Origin of the sequence: Mycolicibacterium aubagnense, from assembly GCF_010730955.1 — a bacterium.
GTDB lineage: Bacteria > Actinomycetota > Actinomycetes > Mycobacteriales > Mycobacteriaceae > Mycobacterium > Mycobacterium aubagnense.
This window is the reverse complement of sequence record NZ_AP022577.1, coordinates 2,872,865-2,889,431: the sequence shown is the minus strand read 5'-3', so window position 1 is coordinate 2,889,431 and position 16,567 is coordinate 2,872,865. Positions and strand designations below refer to the sequence as shown.

Sequence of the window (16,567 nt, the reverse complement as noted above, 5' to 3'; positions counted from 1 at the left end):
CATGGTTGCGATCGGTGTCGTAGGTGCGACCGGCCAGGTCGGCCAGGTCATGCGCAAACTCCTCGAAGAGCGCGACTTCCCGGCGAGTTCCGTGCGGTTCTTCGCCTCGGCGCGGTCCGAGGGCAAGAAGCTGACGTTCCGCGGCCAGGAAATCGAGGTCGAGAACAGCGAGACCGCCGACCCGTCGGGCCTGGACATCGCGCTGTTCTCCGCCGGTGCGACCATGTCGCGGGTGCAGGCGCCGCGCTTCGCCGCCGCCGGTGCCATCGTCGTCGACAACTCGTCGGCGTGGCGCAAGGATCCTGATGTGCCGCTGGTGGTTTCGGAGGTCAACTTCGACCGCGACGTGCGCGGCAAGCAGTTGGTCAAGGGCATCATCGCCAACCCGAACTGCACCACCATGGCCGCCATGCCGGTGCTCAAGCCGCTGCACGACGAGGCCGGCCTGACCCGGCTGATCGTGTCGAGCTATCAGGCGGTGTCGGGCAGCGGCCTGGCCGGTGTCGACGAGCTGGCTTCGCAGGCTCGCGCTGTCGTCGACGGCGCCGAGCAGCTGGTGCACGACGGATCGGCGCTGGAGTTCCCCGCGCCCGTGAAATACGTTGCGCCCATTGCCTTCAACGTGATTCCGCTGGCCGGCTCGCTGGTTGACGACGACTCGGGTGAAACCGACGAAGACCAGAAGCTGCGCAACGAGAGCCGCAAGATTCTCGGCATCCCGGAGCTTTTGGTGAGTGGAACCTGCGTGCGCGTGCCGGTGTTCACCGGGCACTCGCTGTCGATCAATGCCGAGTTCGCGCGGCCGCTTTCGGTGGAGCGGGCCCGCGAGCTGCTGGCCGACGCGGCCGGTGTCTCGCTGGTCGACGTGCCGACGCCGCTGGCCGCCGCCGGCGCCGACGACTCGCTGGTGGGCCGCATCCGCCAGGACCCGGGTGTGCCCGACGGTCGTGGCCTCGCACTGTTCGTCTCGGGTGACAACCTGAGAAAAGGTGCGGCGCTCAACACTGTTCAGATCGCCGAGCTGCTCGCGACCCGTTGACCTTGCGGGCCGCCATCGCGTCGCTCTCGGCGCTGGTGTTCGGGCTCGGTCTGGAGCTGCCGCCGGCGCAGGCTGATCCGCCCGCGCCGGTGCCCACTCCGGTGCTCAGGCCGTTGGTGCCGGGCCAGGTGACGCGCATCGGTCCGGTGGCCGGAACCGGTACGCCGACAGCTGATTACGGCATCGGGGCCACCGATCTCTGCGAGTTCATGGAGTTCCCCAGCGGCATCCTGCAAATCTGCGGCGACAGCTTCGCCGGGCAGGGTGTCGGATTCGGCGGCTGGTACGCGCCCGTCGCGCTGCATGTGGACACCGACTCCGTCAATTCACCTGACGGACTTCGCTACCGCGGTGCCACGGGCATCGACAAGCCACTGCTGGCTGACCCCAAAGTGCCTGGCACGTCCCAACTTCCGGCTGGTGTGGTCAGTATCAACAGGGAAAACTACCTGCTGATCACCACCACCAAGAACCTGGTGCCCGCCAGTTCGCGGCTGGTTAAGGCGGACCCCGTGCGTGGGGCCTGGCCGACCGTGCCCGGCTCGGTGCGGCCGGCCGGGTACGCCGGGGGAGCGCAGAGCCAGATCACGGGGTACTACGACCCGGTGCCCACCGCAGACTCGCCGCGTGGCTGGGTGTACCTCGTCGCCAACAACTTCGACCGCAGCAGCCCGGTCTTCCTCTATCGCGCGACGCCGCAGTCGTTCACCGACCGGTCCAGCTGGCAGGGCTGGTCCGCCGCCACGGGCTGGGGCAAACCGCCAACTCCGTTGTGGGGCGACCGAATCGGTGAGATGAGCATGAAGCAGGTCGACGGCAAGACCGTGCTGTCCTACTTCAACAGCAGCACCGGCAACATGGAGGTACGGGTCGCGAACACTCCGACCGGGCTCGGTTCGGCACCGGTCACGACAGTCGTCGTCGCCGGCGACTGGCCAGAGCAGGCCGACGAACTGCCTGCGCCGCAAGACAATCAGCTGGCCCAGCCGTACGGCGGCTACATCTCGCCGGGCTCGACACTCGAGGAACTGCGGATTCTGGTCAGCCAGTGGAACACCAAGCCTCGCGACACCGCGCCGTACCGCGTCATCCAGTTCGCGGTGAACCCGGTGAAGTCGTAGGCGGCGTCAGCTCAGCACCAAGTCGACGCCGGCGCTGTCGAACACCTCGAGCAGTCCGGTCCAGGTGTGGGAATCCAAGGCTTTCTTGGCTTTTGAGCTGTCGGTCAGCACGAAGCGGAACGGCTCGTCGTCCGGGGTGCCGTAGCTGCCGCCGAGGCAGTCGGCCAGCGCGTCGAGATTGCTGCCGAAGTAGCCGCCGGGGCCGCCCACCGCGTGGCCCAGTTCGGTGAAAAGGTCTGCGCGGGAATGGATCCGCGCACCGCGCACGGTGAAGGTCTTCACGCTCCTCCGATCTGGCAGAACGTCTCGTAGTGATCGCCGGTGTAGTAGAACTCCGGCGGGCTGGTCGGCGGTTCCCCGCCGGTGATGACCCGCCGGGTGCCGCGGGTCTTCGCGCCCGGTGTGGGCACCGTGTACTCGTGGTAGTAGCCGCGCTGCTGGTTGGGCAGTCGGTGCTCGAAATTGCCGAACACTATGCCGTCCCGCGAGGAGGGGAACGGCCCGCCGTGGTGGATCAGATTGACGGTGGTACCGGCCTCGGCCGGCAGCGATGACAGCTGGCAGACGGGCAGCCCGGACGTGCTCTTGGCCGTCGGGCTCGGCCCGGTGGGCGTGGCGGACTGCTTCGCACACGCCGGGGCGAGGGTCAGCAGCAACGCGGTGCCGCACGTGAAGACCACGGCGCGCAGGGTGGTTCTGGACATCGCACCTTTTCTGCCGCGTTCTGAAATCGGAGCGTCGGCCGGCCCCCAAAGCCCGGCCGATGCTCCGCTACAAAGGCCACGCTACCGCGCCGCGCGCCTCATAGCTGATTCTTACGCGCAACCTAGCCACCGCAGTGGTTGACGGACGGATCATCGATGACATGAGTGACGAAACCCCTAAAGAAACACCCGAGACGCCGGATACCCCGACGGACTCGTTCCCGCCTGTAGCAACGGCCACCGCAGTGGCCGCACCGCCCGCCGAGCACAAGCACAGCAAGCTCAACAAGGTGCTGGCATGGGTCGGCATCGTCGCCGGCATCGTGTTCATCGTCGCGACGATCTTCTTCTCCGGCTTCGTTCTCGGCGCGCATTCCGGCGGTGGCCACCACGGCTGGCACAAGCACCACCGCGGACAAGACACGTCCGAATTCCGCGAGGGTCACCAGGGTCCGCGCGGCGGCGGTATGTGGCACCCGATGTTCCCCGGCGGTCCGGGCTGGCAGGGCCAGGGCGGCCCCGGCTGGCAGGGTCCCGGTGGACCAGGCCAGGGCGGCCCCGGTTGGCAGGGTCCCGGCGGCCCCGGCCCGCAAGCACCCGGCCAGCCCGGTCCGGCCCAGCCCGGACGCTGACCCCACCAGTCCCGCATCAAACGACAGGCCGTGCCCGATCGGGGTGCGGCCTGTCGTCTGTTCGGGAACGCGGCCGGTCACTGGCATCATCGGAGTCATGACTGCGCGCCCGCTCTGGTTCACCGCCTGCGTCATCGCGGCACTGGTCGCCCCGCCCGCTGCGGCCGCCAAACCGTCGGACCCGGGCGTGGTGTCGTACGCGGTCCTCGGCAAGGGATCGGTCGGCAATGTGGTCGGCGCCCCGATGGGCTGGGAGTCCACGTTCACCACGCCGTATCAGGGCTTCTTCGTCGACCTTCCGGTGTGCAACAACTGGGGTGACATCGGGCTGCCCGAGGTGTACGGCGACCCGGACCTGGCGTCGTTCAACGGCGCCGTGACACAGACGACGGCCACCGACGACAGCCACTCGGCCAAGCAGGCAGTGGGAGTGTTCGCGACCGCAGAGGCTGCGACCCGCGCATTTCACCGGGTCGTCGACCGCACCGTCGGATGCTCGGGGCAGACCACCGCGATGCACTTGGAGGACGGCCGGACCCAGGTCTGGAGTTTCGCGGGTGAGCAGGCCGGCCCGGTCGACTCGGCGTGGGTCAAGCAGGAGGCGGACACCGATCGCCGCTGTTTTGTGCAGACCCGGCTGCGGGAGAACGTTCTGCTGCAGGCGAAAGTCTGCCAATCCGGCAACGCCGGCCCCGCGGTCAACGTGCTGGCCGGGGCCATGCAGAACGCTCTGGGGCAATGACGTTGTCGGGTTGGAGCCAGGCATCGCACAAATATCGCGCAGACTTTTGTCGGTGCCTCATGGCATCGTCGGACGAACACGAAATGCTCGGGACGCGTCTGAACTAGGCAATCCAGACTTGGTCCGGGAACACCAACCAACGGTTGACGGGGGCCACCCCGAATCTCGGAAGGGGATGTTCAGATGGGCACCGCTACCGCCGTGCGCCGTCCGCACGCCGAATACCCCGAGTTGTCGAGCGCGTACGCCGCCGCCCTGCTGGCCGGTGGCGGTTGTCTGCGGGACGGCCCGGTGGGCCGCGTCGGCCTCGAGATCGAGGCGCACTGCTTCGATCTCTCCGACCTGTCGCGGCGGCCCGCTTGGGATGAGTTGACCGAAGCGGTCGCGGCGGTGCCGCAGTTGCCCGGTGGCAGCGCGATCACCATGGAACCCGGCGGCGCCATCGAGTTGTCGGGGCCACCACTGGACGGTGCGGGAGCCGCGATCGCGGCGATGCAGGCGGATCAGGCGGTACTACGGGAATCGATGCGGCGCCGCGGGTTGGGCCTCTTGCAGGTCGGGGTGGATCCGCTCCGGCCGCAGGCCCGCGTCAACCCCGGCGGTCGGTACCGGGCCATGGAGGCATTCTTCGCGGCCGGCGGGACGGGTGCGGCCGGGGCGGCGATGATGACGTCGACCGCCTCGCTGCAGATCAACGTCGACGCCGGCCCGCGGGACGGATGGGCTGATCGGGTTCGGCTGGCCCACGCCCTGGGCCCGACCATGATCGCCGTGTCGGCGAGCTCGCCGATGCTGGGCGGCGAGTTCACCGGTTGGCAGAGCACGCGTCAGCGGATCTGGGGCCAGCTGGACACCGCGCGCTGTGGGCCGATCCTCGGCGCCAGCGGTGTCGATCCGGCCAGCGACTGGGCGCGCTATGCCCTGAAGGCACCGGTGATGCTGGTGCACACGCCGGAGGCGGAGCCGATCACCGAATGGGTACCGTTCGCCGACTGGGCGGACGGGCGGACGCTGCTCGGGGGCCGCCGGCCGACCGAGGCCGACTTGGACTACCACCTGACGACGCTGTTCCCGCCGGTCCGGCCGCGGCGCTGGCTGGAGATCCGCTACCTCGATGCTTTGTCCGACGACCTCTGGCCCGCTGTGGTGTTCACCCTCGTGTCGCTGCTCGATGATGCCCGGCTGTCGGAGATCGCCTGGGAGGCAACCGAATCGGTGGCCACCGCGTGGGATCAGGCGGCGCGGGTGGGGCTGGCCGATCCGCGGCTGCGAGCCTCGGCCGTGCGATGTGTGCAAGCCGCCGCCGAGGTCGCACCGGCTGACGTGGCGGGGTCGATGGACCGGTTGCTGCGGCAGGTGACGCACGGGCGCAGCGCGGCCGACGATTTCGCGGACCGGGTTGTCGCGCACGGAATCGATTCGGCCATCACCGGGTTGGCACATGATGACCGGCTGAAAGGTGGGGTGTGAGTACGCGCGAGCTGTTGGCCCGAGGGCTGGCCAGAGCCCGGGACCGGACGCTGGCCCTGGTCGAGTTCGACGACGCCGAGCTGCTGCGCCAGTACGACCCGCTGATGAGCCCGCTGGTGTGGGATCTGGCGCATATCGGTCAGCAGGAAGAGTTCTGGCTGTTGCGCAGTGGCGACCCGAAGCGGCCGGGGCTGCTGTCGCCGGAGGTGGACGGCCTCTACGACGCGTTCGTGCATTCGCGCGCCAGCCGGGTGTCCCTGCCGCTGCTGCCGCCGACCGATGCGCGTGCCTTCTGCCGCACCATCCGGTCCAAAGCCCTTGACGCCCTTGACCGCCTGTCTGACGAGGCCGGCGCCGAGTTTCCCTTCGCTCTGGTGATCAGCCACGAGAACCAGCACGACGAGACCATGCTGCAGGCATTGAACATGCGCAGCGGCCCACCACTGCTGGGGCCGGGCACCGCCTTGCCGCAGGGGCGCGGCGGGGTGGCGGGCACCTCGGTACTGGTGCCCGGCGGACCGTTCGTGCTCGGTGTCGATGCAGCCGACGAGCCATTCGCGCTCGACAACGAGAGACCGGCGCACCTCGTCGACGTGCCGTCGTTCCGGATCGGCCGGGTGCCGGTCACCAACGCCGAGTGGCGTGAGTTTGTCGCCGACGGCGGGTATCGGCACCCGCGGTGGTGGTCCGCGGCCGGATGGGAGCACCGGCAGCAGGCGGGCCTGGTGGCACCGCAGTTCTGGAGTGCCGACGCCACCGGGCGGGTGCGGTTCGGCCATGTTGAGGAACTGCCACCCGACGAACCTGTGCAGCATGTCAGCTTCTACGAAGCCGAGGCCTACGCTGCCTGGGCGGGTGCGCGGCTACCCACCGAGGTTGAGTGGGAGAAGGCCTGCGCCTGGGATCCCGCAGCGGGAGCGCGGCGCCGATTCCCTTGGGGCGCGACCGCGCCCGACGCGCAGCGGGCCAACCTCGACGGCGGCGCGCTGCGTCCGGCACCGGTGGGGGCGTACCCCGACGGCGCCTCGGCTTACGGTGTCGAACAATTGGTCGGCGACGTGTGGGAGTGGACCACGTCGCCGCTGCGGCCGTGGCCGGGTTTCACCCCGATGATCTACGACCGCTATTCAAAGCCGTTCTTCGAGGGCACCGGCAACGGTGACTACCGGGTGCTACGCGGCGGCTCTTGGGCGGTGGCAGGCGACATCCTGCGACCCAGCTTCCGTAACTGGGACCATCCGATCCGCCGGCAGATCTTCTCCGGCGTGCGGCTGGCCTGGTCCGTCGAGAGCGAGCGCGGCTGATGTGTCGCCACCTCGGCTGGCTCGGTGACCCCGTCTCGGTGTCGTCGCTGATCTTGGAACCTGCGAACGGGCTTCTGGTGCAGTCTTATTCGCCCCGGCGGCAGAAGCACGGGTTGGTCAACGCCGATGGCTGGGGCGTCGGCTTCTTCGATGGCGCGACGCCGCGACGCTGGCGCAGTGCCGCCCCTCTGTGGGGTGATGCGTCACTCGCTTCGGTGGCCCCGGCGCTGCGCAGCGGGTGCGTGGTCGCCGCCGTCCGCTCGGCGACAGTCGGGATGCCCATCGAGCCCTCGGCGTCGGCGCCGTTCACCGACGGAGAGTGGCTGTTGTCGCACAACGGTGTCGTCGACCGCGCGGTGCTGCCCGTGTCCCGGACGGCGGAATCGACCGTGGACAGCGCGATCCTGGCCGCTCACATCTTCGCCCGGGGACTGGACGCCCTGGCGGACACCGTGCGCGAGGTCGGGGAATCCGACCCGGCGGCGCGGCTGAACATCCTGGCTGCCAACGGTTCCCGACTGCTGGCCACCGTGTGGGGCGACACGTTGTCGGTACTGCGTCGCCCCGACGGGGTTGTGGTGGCCAGCGAGCCCTACGACGACCAACCCGACTGGCAGGACATCCCGGATCGTCATCTCGTCGAGGTGACGGCCGCCGGGGTCGCGATGACGCCATTGACCTGAACTGGCCCGGCCTGAACTGGAGAAGAGGACCGCAATGACACCGAGCAAGACGGCACCGCTGCTGATCAACCATCTCGCTGCCGACTGGGCGCCCCGGGCGCTGCGACGCGACGTCCGGGAGGGCCTGTCGCAGTCGCCGAAATCGTTGCCGCCCAAGTGGTTCTACGACGCCGTCGGAAGCGATCTGTTCGATCAGATCACCCGCCTGCCCGAGTACTACCCGACCCGTACCGAGGCGCACATCCTGCAGGAGGCGGCCGGCGCCATCGTGGGCGCTTCCGGTGCGGACACGCTGGTCGAGTTGGGCAGTGGTACGTCGGAGAAGACGCGCATCCTGCTCGATGCGTTCCGCGACGCCGCCGCGTTGCGCCGGTTCGTGGCGTTCGACGTCGACGAGAACGTGCTCAGCGCGGCGCTCGCCCAGCTGTCCGACGAGTACGACGGTGTCGAGATCAGTGGGGTGCGAGGCGATTTCGAACAACACCTGGGTGAGCTGCCCGTCGCGGGCCGCCGGTTGATCGTGTTCCTCGGGTCGACGATCGGCAACCTGACAGCCGGCCCGCGGGCCGAGTTCCTCGCGAGCTTGGCCGACGCGATGCGGCCGAATGACACGCTGCTGCTCGGCACCGACCTGGTGAAGGACACCACTCGGTTGGTGGCGGCGTACGACGACGGCGCCGGAGTCACCGCGCGGTTCAACCGCAACGTCCTGGCGGTGGTGAACCGCGAGCTGGACGCTGATTTCGATCTCGACCGCTTCGAACATGTGGCACGATGGAACCCCGAACACGAGCGTATCGAGATGTGGCTGAGGTCCGTTGCCGCGCAACGGGTTCAGATACGCGAGTTGGATCTGTCGGTGGAGTTCGAGGCGGGTGAGGAGATGTTGACCGAGGTGTCGTGCAAGTTCCGCCCCGAGGGCGTCGCGGCCGAGTTGGCGGCCGCCGGGCTGCGTCAGACGGACTGGTGGACCGATCCGGCAGGGGACTTCGGCCTGTCGCTGGCGGTCAAGCCGGACCTGCGGACGTGAGCGGGGCCGATCTCGCCGTCGCGCACCTGTGGCGCGCTGCCCGGCCCAAACCGCTGGGTCTGCATTTCGACAACGCCGCCTGTTCGCGGCAGAGCTTCGCCGTCATCGACGCCGCTGCCCAGCATGCCAGGCTGGAGGCACAGGTCGGCGGTTATGTCGCCGCCGAAGCCGCGGAACCCGCGCTGGAGGCCGGACGCGCCGCGGTGGCTGCGCTGACCGGGATGTCCGCCGGCGACGTCGTATTCACCACGGGTTCGGCCAACGCGCTCAACCTTCTGCTGAGCAGTTGGGACGGCGAAAAGACTGTCGCCTGCCTGCCGGGCGAGTACGGCCCCAACCTGGTGATCATGGAAGCCAACGGATTCACCGTCCGGGAGCTCCCGGTCGACGATCAAGGGCGGCTCGACGTCGAGGTGGCGGTCGCGGTGATGCAGGACGACCCGCCGGCGCTGGCCCATCTGACGGCGCTCGGCAGTCACCGCGGCGTGGCACAGCCGTTGTCCGAGTTCGTCGCGGCGTGCCACACGCTCGGCGTGCCGGTGGCGGTGGACGCGGCTCAGGCGCTGGGCCACCTGGACTGCGCCGTGTCGCCCGACGTCATCTACGCGTCGTCGCGCAAGTGGCTGGCCGGACCGCGCGGCGTCGGGGTGCTGGCCATCAGTTCGTCTGTGTCACACCGGCTTCGGCCGCGCATTCCACTGCCGGAATGGGGCACACCGTTGCCGGTCCTGAAACGATTGGACCTCGGTGAGGCCAATATTGCTGCCCGCGTGGCCTTTTCGATGGCGCTTGAGGAACATCTGGTGGCCGGGCCGGAGCTGGTGCGTGCCCGGCTGGCCGAGGTGGGACGGCACACTCGGACCGCACTGGCGGGCTTGCCCGGCTGGCGGGTGGTCGAGAATGTTGACGAGCCCACGGCGATCACCACGCTGGAGCCGACTCGCGGCGCCGATCCGAACTCCGTGCGTACCAAGCTGATTGCCGAACACCGCGTCGTCACCACCGTGGCGGGGATCGACCGGGCACCGTTCGAGATGAAGATTCCGGTGCTGCGGGTATCGCCGCATGTCGACGTCACCGGCGAAGAATTGGAGTCCTTCGCCGGTGCGCTGACTGCTGCATCGGCCTGAGCGGAGCCGTCAGGCCTTGTGCGCCGTGAGCAGGAACGCCGGCATCTTCATCCGGCCCTTCTCGTCCAGGGCGTGGGGCGGCATTTCGAAGGTGGGCTGACCGGGGCCGGCGGGCATCCGAGTGGGCATGCTCGCACGGATGAAGGCCGGCCGAATCTCGTCGATGGCCCAGTACTTTCCGACGGCCTCGCGCAACTCGTCCTCGGTGACCTCGTTGGGCTTCTGTTCGGCCTCTGCCGGGAACGCGCCTTTGGCGAACACCAGAATGAAGTACTTGGCGCCCGGCGCGGCTGCGCGGAACACCGCCTGCTGGTAGGCGTCGCGGGCGTCCACCGGAATCGAGTGGAACAACGTCGAATCCATGATGGTCTCGAAGCGGCCATCGAAGCCGGTGAACGAGGTGATGTCGTCCTCGACGAACGTCGCGTTGGTCAGATTCCGTTCGGCAGCAGCCTGTTTCGCTGCCGCGACCGCCGTGGGCGAGAGCTCGATACCCACCACCGGGTGGCCGGCAGCGGCGAGGGTGAGGGCCAGTTCGGCGTGGCCGCAGCCCGCGTCGAGCACCTCGCCGGTGACCTGGCCGGCCTCGATCAGAGCGGCCAATTCAGGCTGTGGCTCACCGATATTCCATGGCGGCGGTCCGTCGAATCCGCCTTCTTCGCGATAGGCGCTGTCCCAGTCCATCACTTCATTGGAGTCCGTCATGGCTCCAACGTACGCCGCGGATTTGGCCGCAAATCTAACGTCGGGTGGCGATGGCGATTTGCGGCGTGCACAGGCCGCCGCGCAGTTCGATGTCGACGCCGGCATGGTCGGCCAGTGCCCGCAGTGCCGCCGGGCTGTAGGCCCGCAGCGAACTGATGACGCCGTCATGCACGAACGGTACGAACGGGGCCAGCGGCAGCATCGTGGCCAGCCGCATCAGGTGCAGTGGGGCCGGTGGCCTGGGTAGGTCGATGATGAGCAGCTTGTCCGCCACGCGGGTCCCCTCGGCGAGCACCCGGGCCGCGGCGGGCGGGGGCAGGTGGTGGAACGACAACGCGAAAACGGCCAGGGCATAAGCACTGTCGGCCGCATCGATGGCGGTGGCGTCCATGTCGCGCACCGTCACCCGAGGATCGGAACCCAGGTCACCGGCGGTGATGGCCGCGACCGAGTCCGGCTCCAGATCGGTCACCGTCAGGGTCGCCGTGGGGTGCATCTCCAGCACCTTCTTCGACAGCCCGCCGTGGCCGGCTCCGAGCTCCAGTATCCGGGGATCGGGGACGTCGGCAACTTCGTCCATGACGATGAGCGCGAACCGTTCATGCAGCCCGAACCAATTGCCGGCGAGCTCCAGGGCGCGCACCACACTGCGTTTGATCGCCGGGTCGAGGTCGTCGCGGTCGAGATACTCGGGCTGATCCGTCTGCAATGCCCGGTCCAGACAGGAAGCCTGTGGACCGCCGCGGGGCATCCGGTCGATGTCGGTACTCACCCGAGTGCCGCTGTCAGAGTCGCGGGTACGTCGATGTCGGCGACGGCGAGGTTCTCCTCCAGATGCGCGACGGACGACGTACCGGGGATCAACAGCACGTTGGGCGCTGCCGCCAGCGTCCAGGCCAACGCGACCTGTGCGGGTGTGCGGTCGAGTTCACTTGCTGCTTTGCGGATTTCGGGATGACCGAGGACGGGGTTCTCCGGTACGAAAGCGGAGCCGAGTGGGAAGAAAGGGACAAACGCAATGCCGCGTGCAGTGCAGGCGTCCAGCACCGGCTGCGAGGACCGGTCGAGCAGGTTGTAGGCGTTCTGGACGCACGCGACATCGGTGCGGTCCAGAGCGATCTCGAGGTGCTCGAGGGAAATGCTGCTGAGGCCGATTCCGCCGATCAGCCCCTCGTCACGGGCCGTGATCATCGCGCTGAGCTGGCTGTCGAACAGCTCACGGTCGACCTCGCCGGGCGCGCTGGGGTCGCCGTCCGGACCCATCACGCGCAGGTTCACCGCGGCCAGCCGGTCCGTGCCAAGGGTTTCCAGATTCTGCTCGATGGCAGCTCGCAGCTCGTCGGGTTGCTGCGCCGGTAACCAGCCGCCGGTCTGGTCCCGGCGCGCACCGACCTTGCTGACCAGCGCGAGGCCCTGCGGGTATGGGTGCAGGGCCTCGCGGATCAGCTGGTTGGCGACGTCGGGGCCGTAGAACTGTGCGGTGTCGATGTGGTTGACACCGAGCGCGACGGCACGTTGCAGCACATTGATGGCCTGCTCATGGTCACGTGGTGGACCGAATACGCCGGGGCCGGGCAGCTGCATGGCGCCGAATCCGACCCGGTGGACGTGGTAATCGCCGAGCGCGAACGTCGTCATGCAGCCAGGCTATCCCTAGTCGGACTCGCCGAGAATCTGGTAGATCTCGCGACGGGCGTTGTTCACGATATCCAGGATGCGTTGCTGCTGTTCGTCGTTCGCGGAATGCACCGACTGGCCGACCGCGCCGAACAACTGACCGAGCGCGTTTCGCAGGTTCAGGGCGGCGGGGTCGGCGCCTTCGGCGATCTCTTCCCAGGGCGCCGTCTCGATCGCGTCGGCAACCGTGTGTCCCTCGGCGGTGAGTTCGAAAGTCTTCTTGCTGCCATGACTTTCGGTCGGCGCGATCAGGCCCTCGTCCTCCAGCAGCTGAAGGGTCGGGTAGATCGAGCCGGGGCTGGGCTTCCACAGACCGTCGCTGCGTGCGGCGATCTCCTGGGTCATTTCGTAGCCATGCATCGGCCGCTCGGCGAGCAGCTTGAGGATGGCGGCGCGGACGTCGCCACGCCGGCTGCGGCCACTGGCGCGGCCGCGGCCGCCGTGACGTCGACCGCGGGGACCGCCCGGCCCGAAGGGTCCGGCACCGAAGCCGGGGCCGAACCCGGGACCGAAGCCGAAACCAGGGCCGAAGCCCGGTCCGAAACCGAAACCTGCGTCGCCGCGGTGTTCCCGCAGGTGGGCGCGGAACTGTTCGCGCATCTCGCGACGGCCGGGGCCGCCGGGGCCGCCGAACCCGCGATGCGGTGGGGTGAAACCGAAGCCGGGACCGTCGAACGGGCGGTCGGGTGGGGTGAATGGGGTGTCCATAGATGTGTTCTCTCTTTCGGCAGGAGGCGCCTTGCGCGCTTCCGATGCATTAACGATATATCGGCAACTATCGGATGGCAACAGCTCGCTGAGAGTTGGCTGCAGGCAGCCCGCGCTGGGCGCGGTCGCGATTAAGGTGTGGCGATGGCGGTGAAGTGGCTGGACGACCCCGAGGATCATGACTACGACGCAGCGGCCGACTACCTGACCATGGTGGCCGCCGCGGACGAGGTGGCCAGCGTGGTGGCGGCGTTGAAAACCGCGAAGAGGACGACGCGGAAAGCGAAAGACATCCTGCGCGCGGCGCAGCTGCCCTTGTTGCCGGAGTCCAACGCCCATGTCAGGGCGGACCTGAGCAAGATCAGCGACGGCAAGAAGCTTTCGCCAATCCTGTTGGTACGCGGCGACGTTCACAATGGTGCCCCATTGCAGATCGCCGACGGCTACCACAGGGTGTGTGCCAGCTACCTGACCGACGAGAACACCGATATTCCGTGCCGGCTCGTGTCGTGGCAGTCCTGACCGCTGCGCAGACCGGCTGACCTATGGGCGACTTCGGATTCCATGCCCTGGCTCTGCTGGCCGTCATCGGACTGGTGGGACCGCTGCTTGCGGCAGTGCCGAAGCTGCGGGTGCCGGTCATCGTCGGCGAACTCGCGGCCGGAATCGTGGTGGGGCGGACCGGGTTCGGCATCCTCGACGCGGGCAACCCGACGTTCATGCTGCTGGCGGACATCGGCTTTGCGCTGGTGATGTTCATCGTCGGCACCCATGTGCCGGTGCGCGACCAGTCATTACGCGGTGACATACCCAGAGCACTGTTGCGGGCGATCGTGGTGGGCGCGTTCGCGGCGGTGTTCGGCGCTGTCGTCGCGCATCTGTTCGGCACGGGCCATGCCCCGCTGTACGCCGTCCTGATGGCCTCGTCCTCGGCGGCACTGGCGCTGCCGGTCATCCAGTCCCTGGGCCTGTCGGGGCCTCCGGTGTTGGCCGTCACCGCCCAGATTGCGATAGCCGACGCCGCATCGATCGTGTTGTTGCCGTTGGCGATCAATCCAGCCGGCGCGCCGCGCGCGGCGATGGGGGCACTGGCGATCGCCGCGTGTGCCGTCCTGCTGTATGTCTTTCTGCGGTACGAGGCCAAGCGGGGCTGGCTGAAACGGATGCACAGGTACTCACGCCGCCGGAACCTGGCACTGGAACTGAGGATCAGCCTGATCGTGCTGTTCGGCCTGGCGGCGCTGGCGAAGTCGACGCACGTGTCGATCATGCTCGCGGGTTTTGCCCTGGGCCTGTGCCTTTCGGCCGTCGGCGAGCCCCGTCGGCTGGCGCGGCAACTGTTCGGCATCACCGAAGGGTTCTTCGCGCCGCTGTTCTTCGTCTGGTTGGGCGCCTCATTGCAGGTGCGCGAACTGGGCGAGCACCCGGGGCTGATCGGGCTCGGCGTGGCGCTGGGTGGCGGGGCGGTGCTCGCGCATCTCAGCGGCCGGTTGTTCGGGCAACCGCTGTCGCTCGGGGTGCTGGCGGCGGCGCAGTTGGGTGTGCCGGTGGCTGCCGCCACGTTGGGGACCCAGCAGCATCTGCTGAGTCCGGGGGAGCCGTCGGCGTTGATTCTCGGCGCGTTGTTGACCGTCGCGGGGACATCTGTGGCCGGCACTATTGCCAAGCGTGGGCAAACGGTCGCGTCCTGAATCGCACGGTCTCATCCGGCTCGACGCGCTGTCTCAGCATGTGGACTCCGGTTGGGCGGAGGGCGCTCTTCAGGTCGAGTCCGGGGCTATGACTGACGCGCGCGCAAGTTGCCCGTAGCGAAATTTGCTGGATGCGCAATTTTTCCGCGCATTCGCTTTGCGGACCGCAATGTATACCGCCATGTGACGTGCGCCTCTCCACTCTGTGAAGTGCCTGTGACATGGGCTGGGCTGATTTGGGCGGGGCAACTGGCCAAATTTGCTGATTCTGTAGAAGCGCTAACTGGGCTGCTAAAACAGCAATCTAACGCAATTGACAATTTTGTGATCCGCCAATTTTGATTAGCTGAAAAATGCCGCAGATGGTCAAAAACGGCCATTTACAAGGGGTAAGTTTCCGCCTCACACGGGTGTTGCGATAACTGGGAGGATCGAAATGCAGCTCACAATGAAGCCGTATCTCACGGCGGGCGTTGCCCTGGCAGGAGCAAGCGTGATTGCTGTGGCACCGGTGGTGCCGCAGACTGCAACGCATCTGCCGGCAGTTCCGCAGGTGCAGGTCGCGGATGTGCAGTTGACGGCATTGGTCAACCCGATCGTGGCGCTGGGCAACATCTACAACGCCCTCGCCGAGACGGTCGGGCAAACCAGCTACATGGTGGAGACCACGGTGAATCCGTTGGTGCGCCAGGTGGTGCTCGACGCGAACTACGGTGTGCAACAGGGCATGCAGTTGATCGGCAATATCACCGGCGCGACGTTCACCCTGGGCGGCGCATTGCCGGGCACGCTCGCCAACGTGGTGGGGAACCTGGGCACCCTCAATGTCAACGGTGCCATCGACTCGCTGGTGGGCGGTCTGCTTCCGGGCGGCCTGCAATTGATCACCGGAATCAACGGCCCGGTGCAGAACCTCCTGCAGCAACCGCTGGCGGTTGGTGAGGCATTGGTGCCCGCGGTACTCGATTCGGTTACCGCATTGGTCGCCGGTCTCGCGATTTCGACCGTCGGAATCGGATGCGGATCGTGCACCGGCACCACTCCGGTGGTTCAGCAGGTGGTCAACAGTGTGACGGGAATTCTGCAGTCGGTACTCACCCTGAATCCGGGCACCATTTACAACGGCGTCCTCAACAATGTCGTGAGCCTGGTGCAGAACATTCAGAAGAATGTCACGGATTTCGAAACCGGGACCGTTCCGTACATCGTGAATCGGATCATCACCGCGCTGAACGTGAATCCGAACGCGCCCGGCGGCGTCACCGTGCCCGCTGCCGCGACGCCGGTTGCGGCGCTGGCGGCAACCACGGCGGCCGAGACCGCCAAGACGGCAACGGAGTCTTCCGCCGCCGGGTCGGCTGACGCGGCGACGACGACGAAGAAGGCGGCTACGGCAACCGCCGCGACCTCGACCGAGGCGGCACCGGCCACCGATACGGCAAAGGACACCTCCACCAAGCCTGCGGAGACCAAGGCGGCGGATACCAAGGCTGCCACCGACGCCAAGGCGACGGAGACCAAGGCCACGGAGACCAAGGCCACCGACACCAAGCCTGCTACCGAAACCAAGGCCACCGACAGCAAGCCTGCTACCGAGACCAAGGCTATCGAGACCAAGGCCACCGAGACCAAGGCCACCGAGACCAAGGCCACCGACAGCAAGGCCACGGGTGCCAAGGCCACGGGTACCAAGGCCACGGACAGCAAGGGCGCCGACAGCAAGGGCACGGACACCGCGAGCGCCGACAAGGCGACGACGTCCAAGGACAGCGCGCCCAAGGCGAAGAAGGAGCAGAACCCCGGGGCCAAGGTGGCGAAGGCCATCAGCGGCGCCATCAAGAATGCCACCAAGGGTGGCAAGGACGGCAGCAAGTAATCGATTACCTGACTGTGGCCCCACTGCCGAAAGGCGGTGGGGCCACAGTGTATTC

The 16,567-nt window shown here is 67.7% G+C and carries 18 protein-coding genes; 12 read left to right on the top strand and 6 right to left on the bottom strand.

From position 1 onward, the window contains the following. The first annotated feature begins 1 nt into the window (after nucleotide 1). On the top strand, nucleotides 2-1,039 hold the full coding sequence (locus G6N59_RS14295; RefSeq protein ID WP_138232925.1) for an aspartate-semialdehyde dehydrogenase: 1,038 nt from the start codon (nucleotides 2-4) through the stop codon (nucleotides 1,037-1,039). A 2-nt stretch (nucleotides 1,040-1,041) separates the two neighbouring features. Beyond that, nucleotides 1,042-2,160 (top strand): DUF4185 domain-containing protein, encoded by a 1,119-nt coding sequence (locus G6N59_RS14290; RefSeq protein ID WP_138233299.1) that lies wholly within the window; start codon nucleotides 1,042-1,044, stop codon nucleotides 2,158-2,160. 6 nt (nucleotides 2,161-2,166) lie between these two features. On the opposite strand, the gene G6N59_RS14285 is transcribed toward G6N59_RS14290, so the two are convergent. Further along, nucleotides 2,167-2,442: a barstar family protein gene (locus tag G6N59_RS14285; RefSeq protein WP_138232924.1), complete on the bottom strand. Its 276-nt coding sequence runs from the start codon at nucleotides 2,440-2,442 to the stop codon at nucleotides 2,167-2,169. Then, a complete protein-coding gene (locus G6N59_RS14280; RefSeq protein WP_138232923.1) occupies nucleotides 2,439-2,864 on the bottom strand; it encodes a guanyl-specific ribonuclease in 426 nt (141 codons plus the stop codon). The genes G6N59_RS14285 and G6N59_RS14280 overlap by 4 nt, the downstream gene beginning before the upstream one ends. A 161-nt stretch (nucleotides 2,865-3,025) precedes the next feature. Between G6N59_RS14280 and G6N59_RS14275 the strand changes: the two genes are divergently transcribed. The 7 genes from G6N59_RS14275 to egtE all read left to right on the top strand — a co-directional run bounded on the left by G6N59_RS14275 (nucleotide 3,026) and on the right by egtE (nucleotide 9,855). Then, a complete protein-coding gene (locus G6N59_RS14275) occupies nucleotides 3,026-3,496 on the top strand; it encodes a hypothetical protein (protein WP_163911323.1) in 471 nt (156 codons plus the stop codon). Between the two features lie 97 nt (nucleotides 3,497-3,593). Beyond that, entirely contained in the window at nucleotides 3,594-4,238 is a 645-nt protein-coding gene (locus tag G6N59_RS14270; RefSeq protein ID WP_138232921.1) for a sensor domain-containing protein, read from the top strand. Between the two features lie 183 nt (nucleotides 4,239-4,421). Beyond that, entirely contained in the window at nucleotides 4,422-5,708 is a 1,287-nt protein-coding gene (gene egtA, locus G6N59_RS14265) for an ergothioneine biosynthesis glutamate--cysteine ligase EgtA (RefSeq protein ID WP_138232920.1), read from the top strand. Then, nucleotides 5,705-7,012 carry an ergothioneine biosynthesis protein EgtB gene (gene egtB, locus G6N59_RS14260; protein ID WP_138232919.1) on the top strand — a complete coding sequence of 436 codons (1,308 nt, stop codon included), beginning with the start codon at nucleotides 5,705-5,707 and terminating at the stop codon, nucleotides 7,010-7,012. The genes egtA and egtB overlap by 4 nt, the downstream gene beginning before the upstream one ends. Continuing rightward, the gene (gene egtC, locus G6N59_RS14255; RefSeq protein ID WP_138232918.1) at nucleotides 7,012-7,695 is read left to right on the top strand and encodes an ergothioneine biosynthesis protein EgtC; all 684 of its coding nucleotides are present in this window, start codon (nucleotides 7,012-7,014) and stop codon (nucleotides 7,693-7,695) included. The genes egtB and egtC overlap by 1 nt, the downstream gene beginning before the upstream one ends. A 34-nt stretch (nucleotides 7,696-7,729) precedes the next feature. Further along, on the top strand, nucleotides 7,730-8,725 hold the full coding sequence (gene egtD, locus G6N59_RS14250) for an L-histidine N(alpha)-methyltransferase (protein ID WP_138232917.1): 996 nt from the start codon (nucleotides 7,730-7,732) through the stop codon (nucleotides 8,723-8,725). Beyond that, nucleotides 8,722-9,855: an ergothioneine biosynthesis PLP-dependent enzyme EgtE gene (gene egtE, locus G6N59_RS14245; RefSeq protein WP_138232916.1), complete on the top strand. Its 1,134-nt coding sequence runs from the start codon at nucleotides 8,722-8,724 to the stop codon at nucleotides 9,853-9,855. Before egtD ends, egtE begins: the two co-directional genes overlap by 4 nt. A gap of 9 nt (nucleotides 9,856-9,864) precedes the next feature. On the opposite strand, the gene G6N59_RS14240 is transcribed toward egtE, so the two are convergent. The 4 genes from G6N59_RS14240 to G6N59_RS14225 are packed head-to-tail and all read right to left on the bottom strand — an operon-like array spanning nucleotide 9,865 to nucleotide 12,945. After that, on the bottom strand, nucleotides 9,865-10,560 hold the full coding sequence (locus G6N59_RS14240; protein ID WP_138232915.1) for a class I SAM-dependent methyltransferase: 696 nt from the start codon (nucleotides 10,558-10,560) through the stop codon (nucleotides 9,865-9,867). 34 nt (nucleotides 10,561-10,594) lie between these two features. Further along, the gene (locus G6N59_RS14235) at nucleotides 10,595-11,311 is read right to left on the bottom strand and encodes a methyltransferase domain-containing protein (protein ID WP_138233298.1); all 717 of its coding nucleotides are present in this window, start codon (nucleotides 11,309-11,311) and stop codon (nucleotides 10,595-10,597) included. A 17-nt stretch (nucleotides 11,312-11,328) separates the two neighbouring features. Further along, on the bottom strand, nucleotides 11,329-12,198 hold the full coding sequence (locus G6N59_RS14230) for an oxidoreductase (protein WP_138232914.1): 870 nt from the start codon (nucleotides 12,196-12,198) through the stop codon (nucleotides 11,329-11,331). 15 nt (nucleotides 12,199-12,213) lie between these two features. Next, nucleotides 12,214-12,945, bottom strand: a complete 732-nt coding sequence (locus tag G6N59_RS14225; RefSeq protein WP_138232913.1) for a PadR family transcriptional regulator — start codon at nucleotides 12,943-12,945, stop codon at nucleotides 12,214-12,216. 144 nt (nucleotides 12,946-13,089) lie between these two features. Between G6N59_RS14225 and G6N59_RS14220 the strand changes: the two genes are divergently transcribed. The 3 genes from G6N59_RS14220 to G6N59_RS14210 all read left to right on the top strand — a co-directional run bounded on the left by G6N59_RS14220 (nucleotide 13,090) and on the right by G6N59_RS14210 (nucleotide 16,512). Continuing rightward, nucleotides 13,090-13,467: a hypothetical protein gene (locus G6N59_RS14220; RefSeq protein ID WP_138233297.1), complete on the top strand. Its 378-nt coding sequence runs from the start codon at nucleotides 13,090-13,092 to the stop codon at nucleotides 13,465-13,467. 23 nt (nucleotides 13,468-13,490) lie between these two features. Then, complete coding sequence (locus G6N59_RS14215; RefSeq protein ID WP_138232912.1) at nucleotides 13,491-14,636, top strand: cation:proton antiporter; 1,146 nt, start codon at nucleotides 13,491-13,493, stop codon at nucleotides 14,634-14,636. A gap of 493 nt (nucleotides 14,637-15,129) precedes the next feature. Continuing rightward, nucleotides 15,130-16,512 (top strand): hypothetical protein, encoded by a 1,383-nt coding sequence (locus G6N59_RS14210; RefSeq protein ID WP_138232911.1) that lies wholly within the window; start codon nucleotides 15,130-15,132, stop codon nucleotides 16,510-16,512. Nucleotides 16,513-16,567: the final 55 nt, after the last annotated feature.

Coding starts and splice junctions, on each gene's coding strand:
- G6N59_RS14240 (WP_138232915.1), bottom strand. CDS start 10,560: ATGACGGACTCCAATGAAGTGATGGACTGGGACAGCGCCTATCGCGAA.
- egtA (WP_138232920.1), top strand. CDS start 4,422: ATGGGCACCGCTACCGCCGTGCGCCGTCCGCACGCCGAATACCCCGAG.
- G6N59_RS14275 (WP_163911323.1), top strand. CDS start 3,026: ATGAGTGACGAAACCCCTAAAGAAACACCCGAGACGCCGGATACCCCG.
- G6N59_RS14295 (WP_138232925.1), top strand. CDS start 2: ATGGTTGCGATCGGTGTCGTAGGTGCGACCGGCCAGGTCGGCCAGGTC.
- G6N59_RS14215 (WP_138232912.1), top strand. CDS start 13,491: ATGGGCGACTTCGGATTCCATGCCCTGGCTCTGCTGGCCGTCATCGGA.
- G6N59_RS14225 (WP_138232913.1), bottom strand. CDS start 12,945: ATGGACACCCCATTCACCCCACCCGACCGCCCGTTCGACGGTCCCGGC.
- G6N59_RS14280 (WP_138232923.1), bottom strand. CDS start 2,864: ATGTCCAGAACCACCCTGCGCGCCGTGGTCTTCACGTGCGGCACCGCG.
- G6N59_RS14230 (WP_138232914.1), bottom strand. CDS start 12,198: ATGACGACGTTCGCGCTCGGCGATTACCACGTCCACCGGGTCGGATTC.
- egtD (WP_138232917.1), top strand. CDS start 7,730: ATGACACCGAGCAAGACGGCACCGCTGCTGATCAACCATCTCGCTGCC.
- G6N59_RS14270 (WP_138232921.1), top strand. CDS start 3,594: ATGACTGCGCGCCCGCTCTGGTTCACCGCCTGCGTCATCGCGGCACTG.
- G6N59_RS14235 (WP_138233298.1), bottom strand. CDS start 11,311: ATGCCCCGCGGCGGTCCACAGGCTTCCTGTCTGGACCGGGCATTGCAG.
- G6N59_RS14220 (WP_138233297.1), top strand. CDS start 13,090: ATGGCGGTGAAGTGGCTGGACGACCCCGAGGATCATGACTACGACGCA.
- egtC (WP_138232918.1), top strand. CDS start 7,012: ATGTGTCGCCACCTCGGCTGGCTCGGTGACCCCGTCTCGGTGTCGTCG.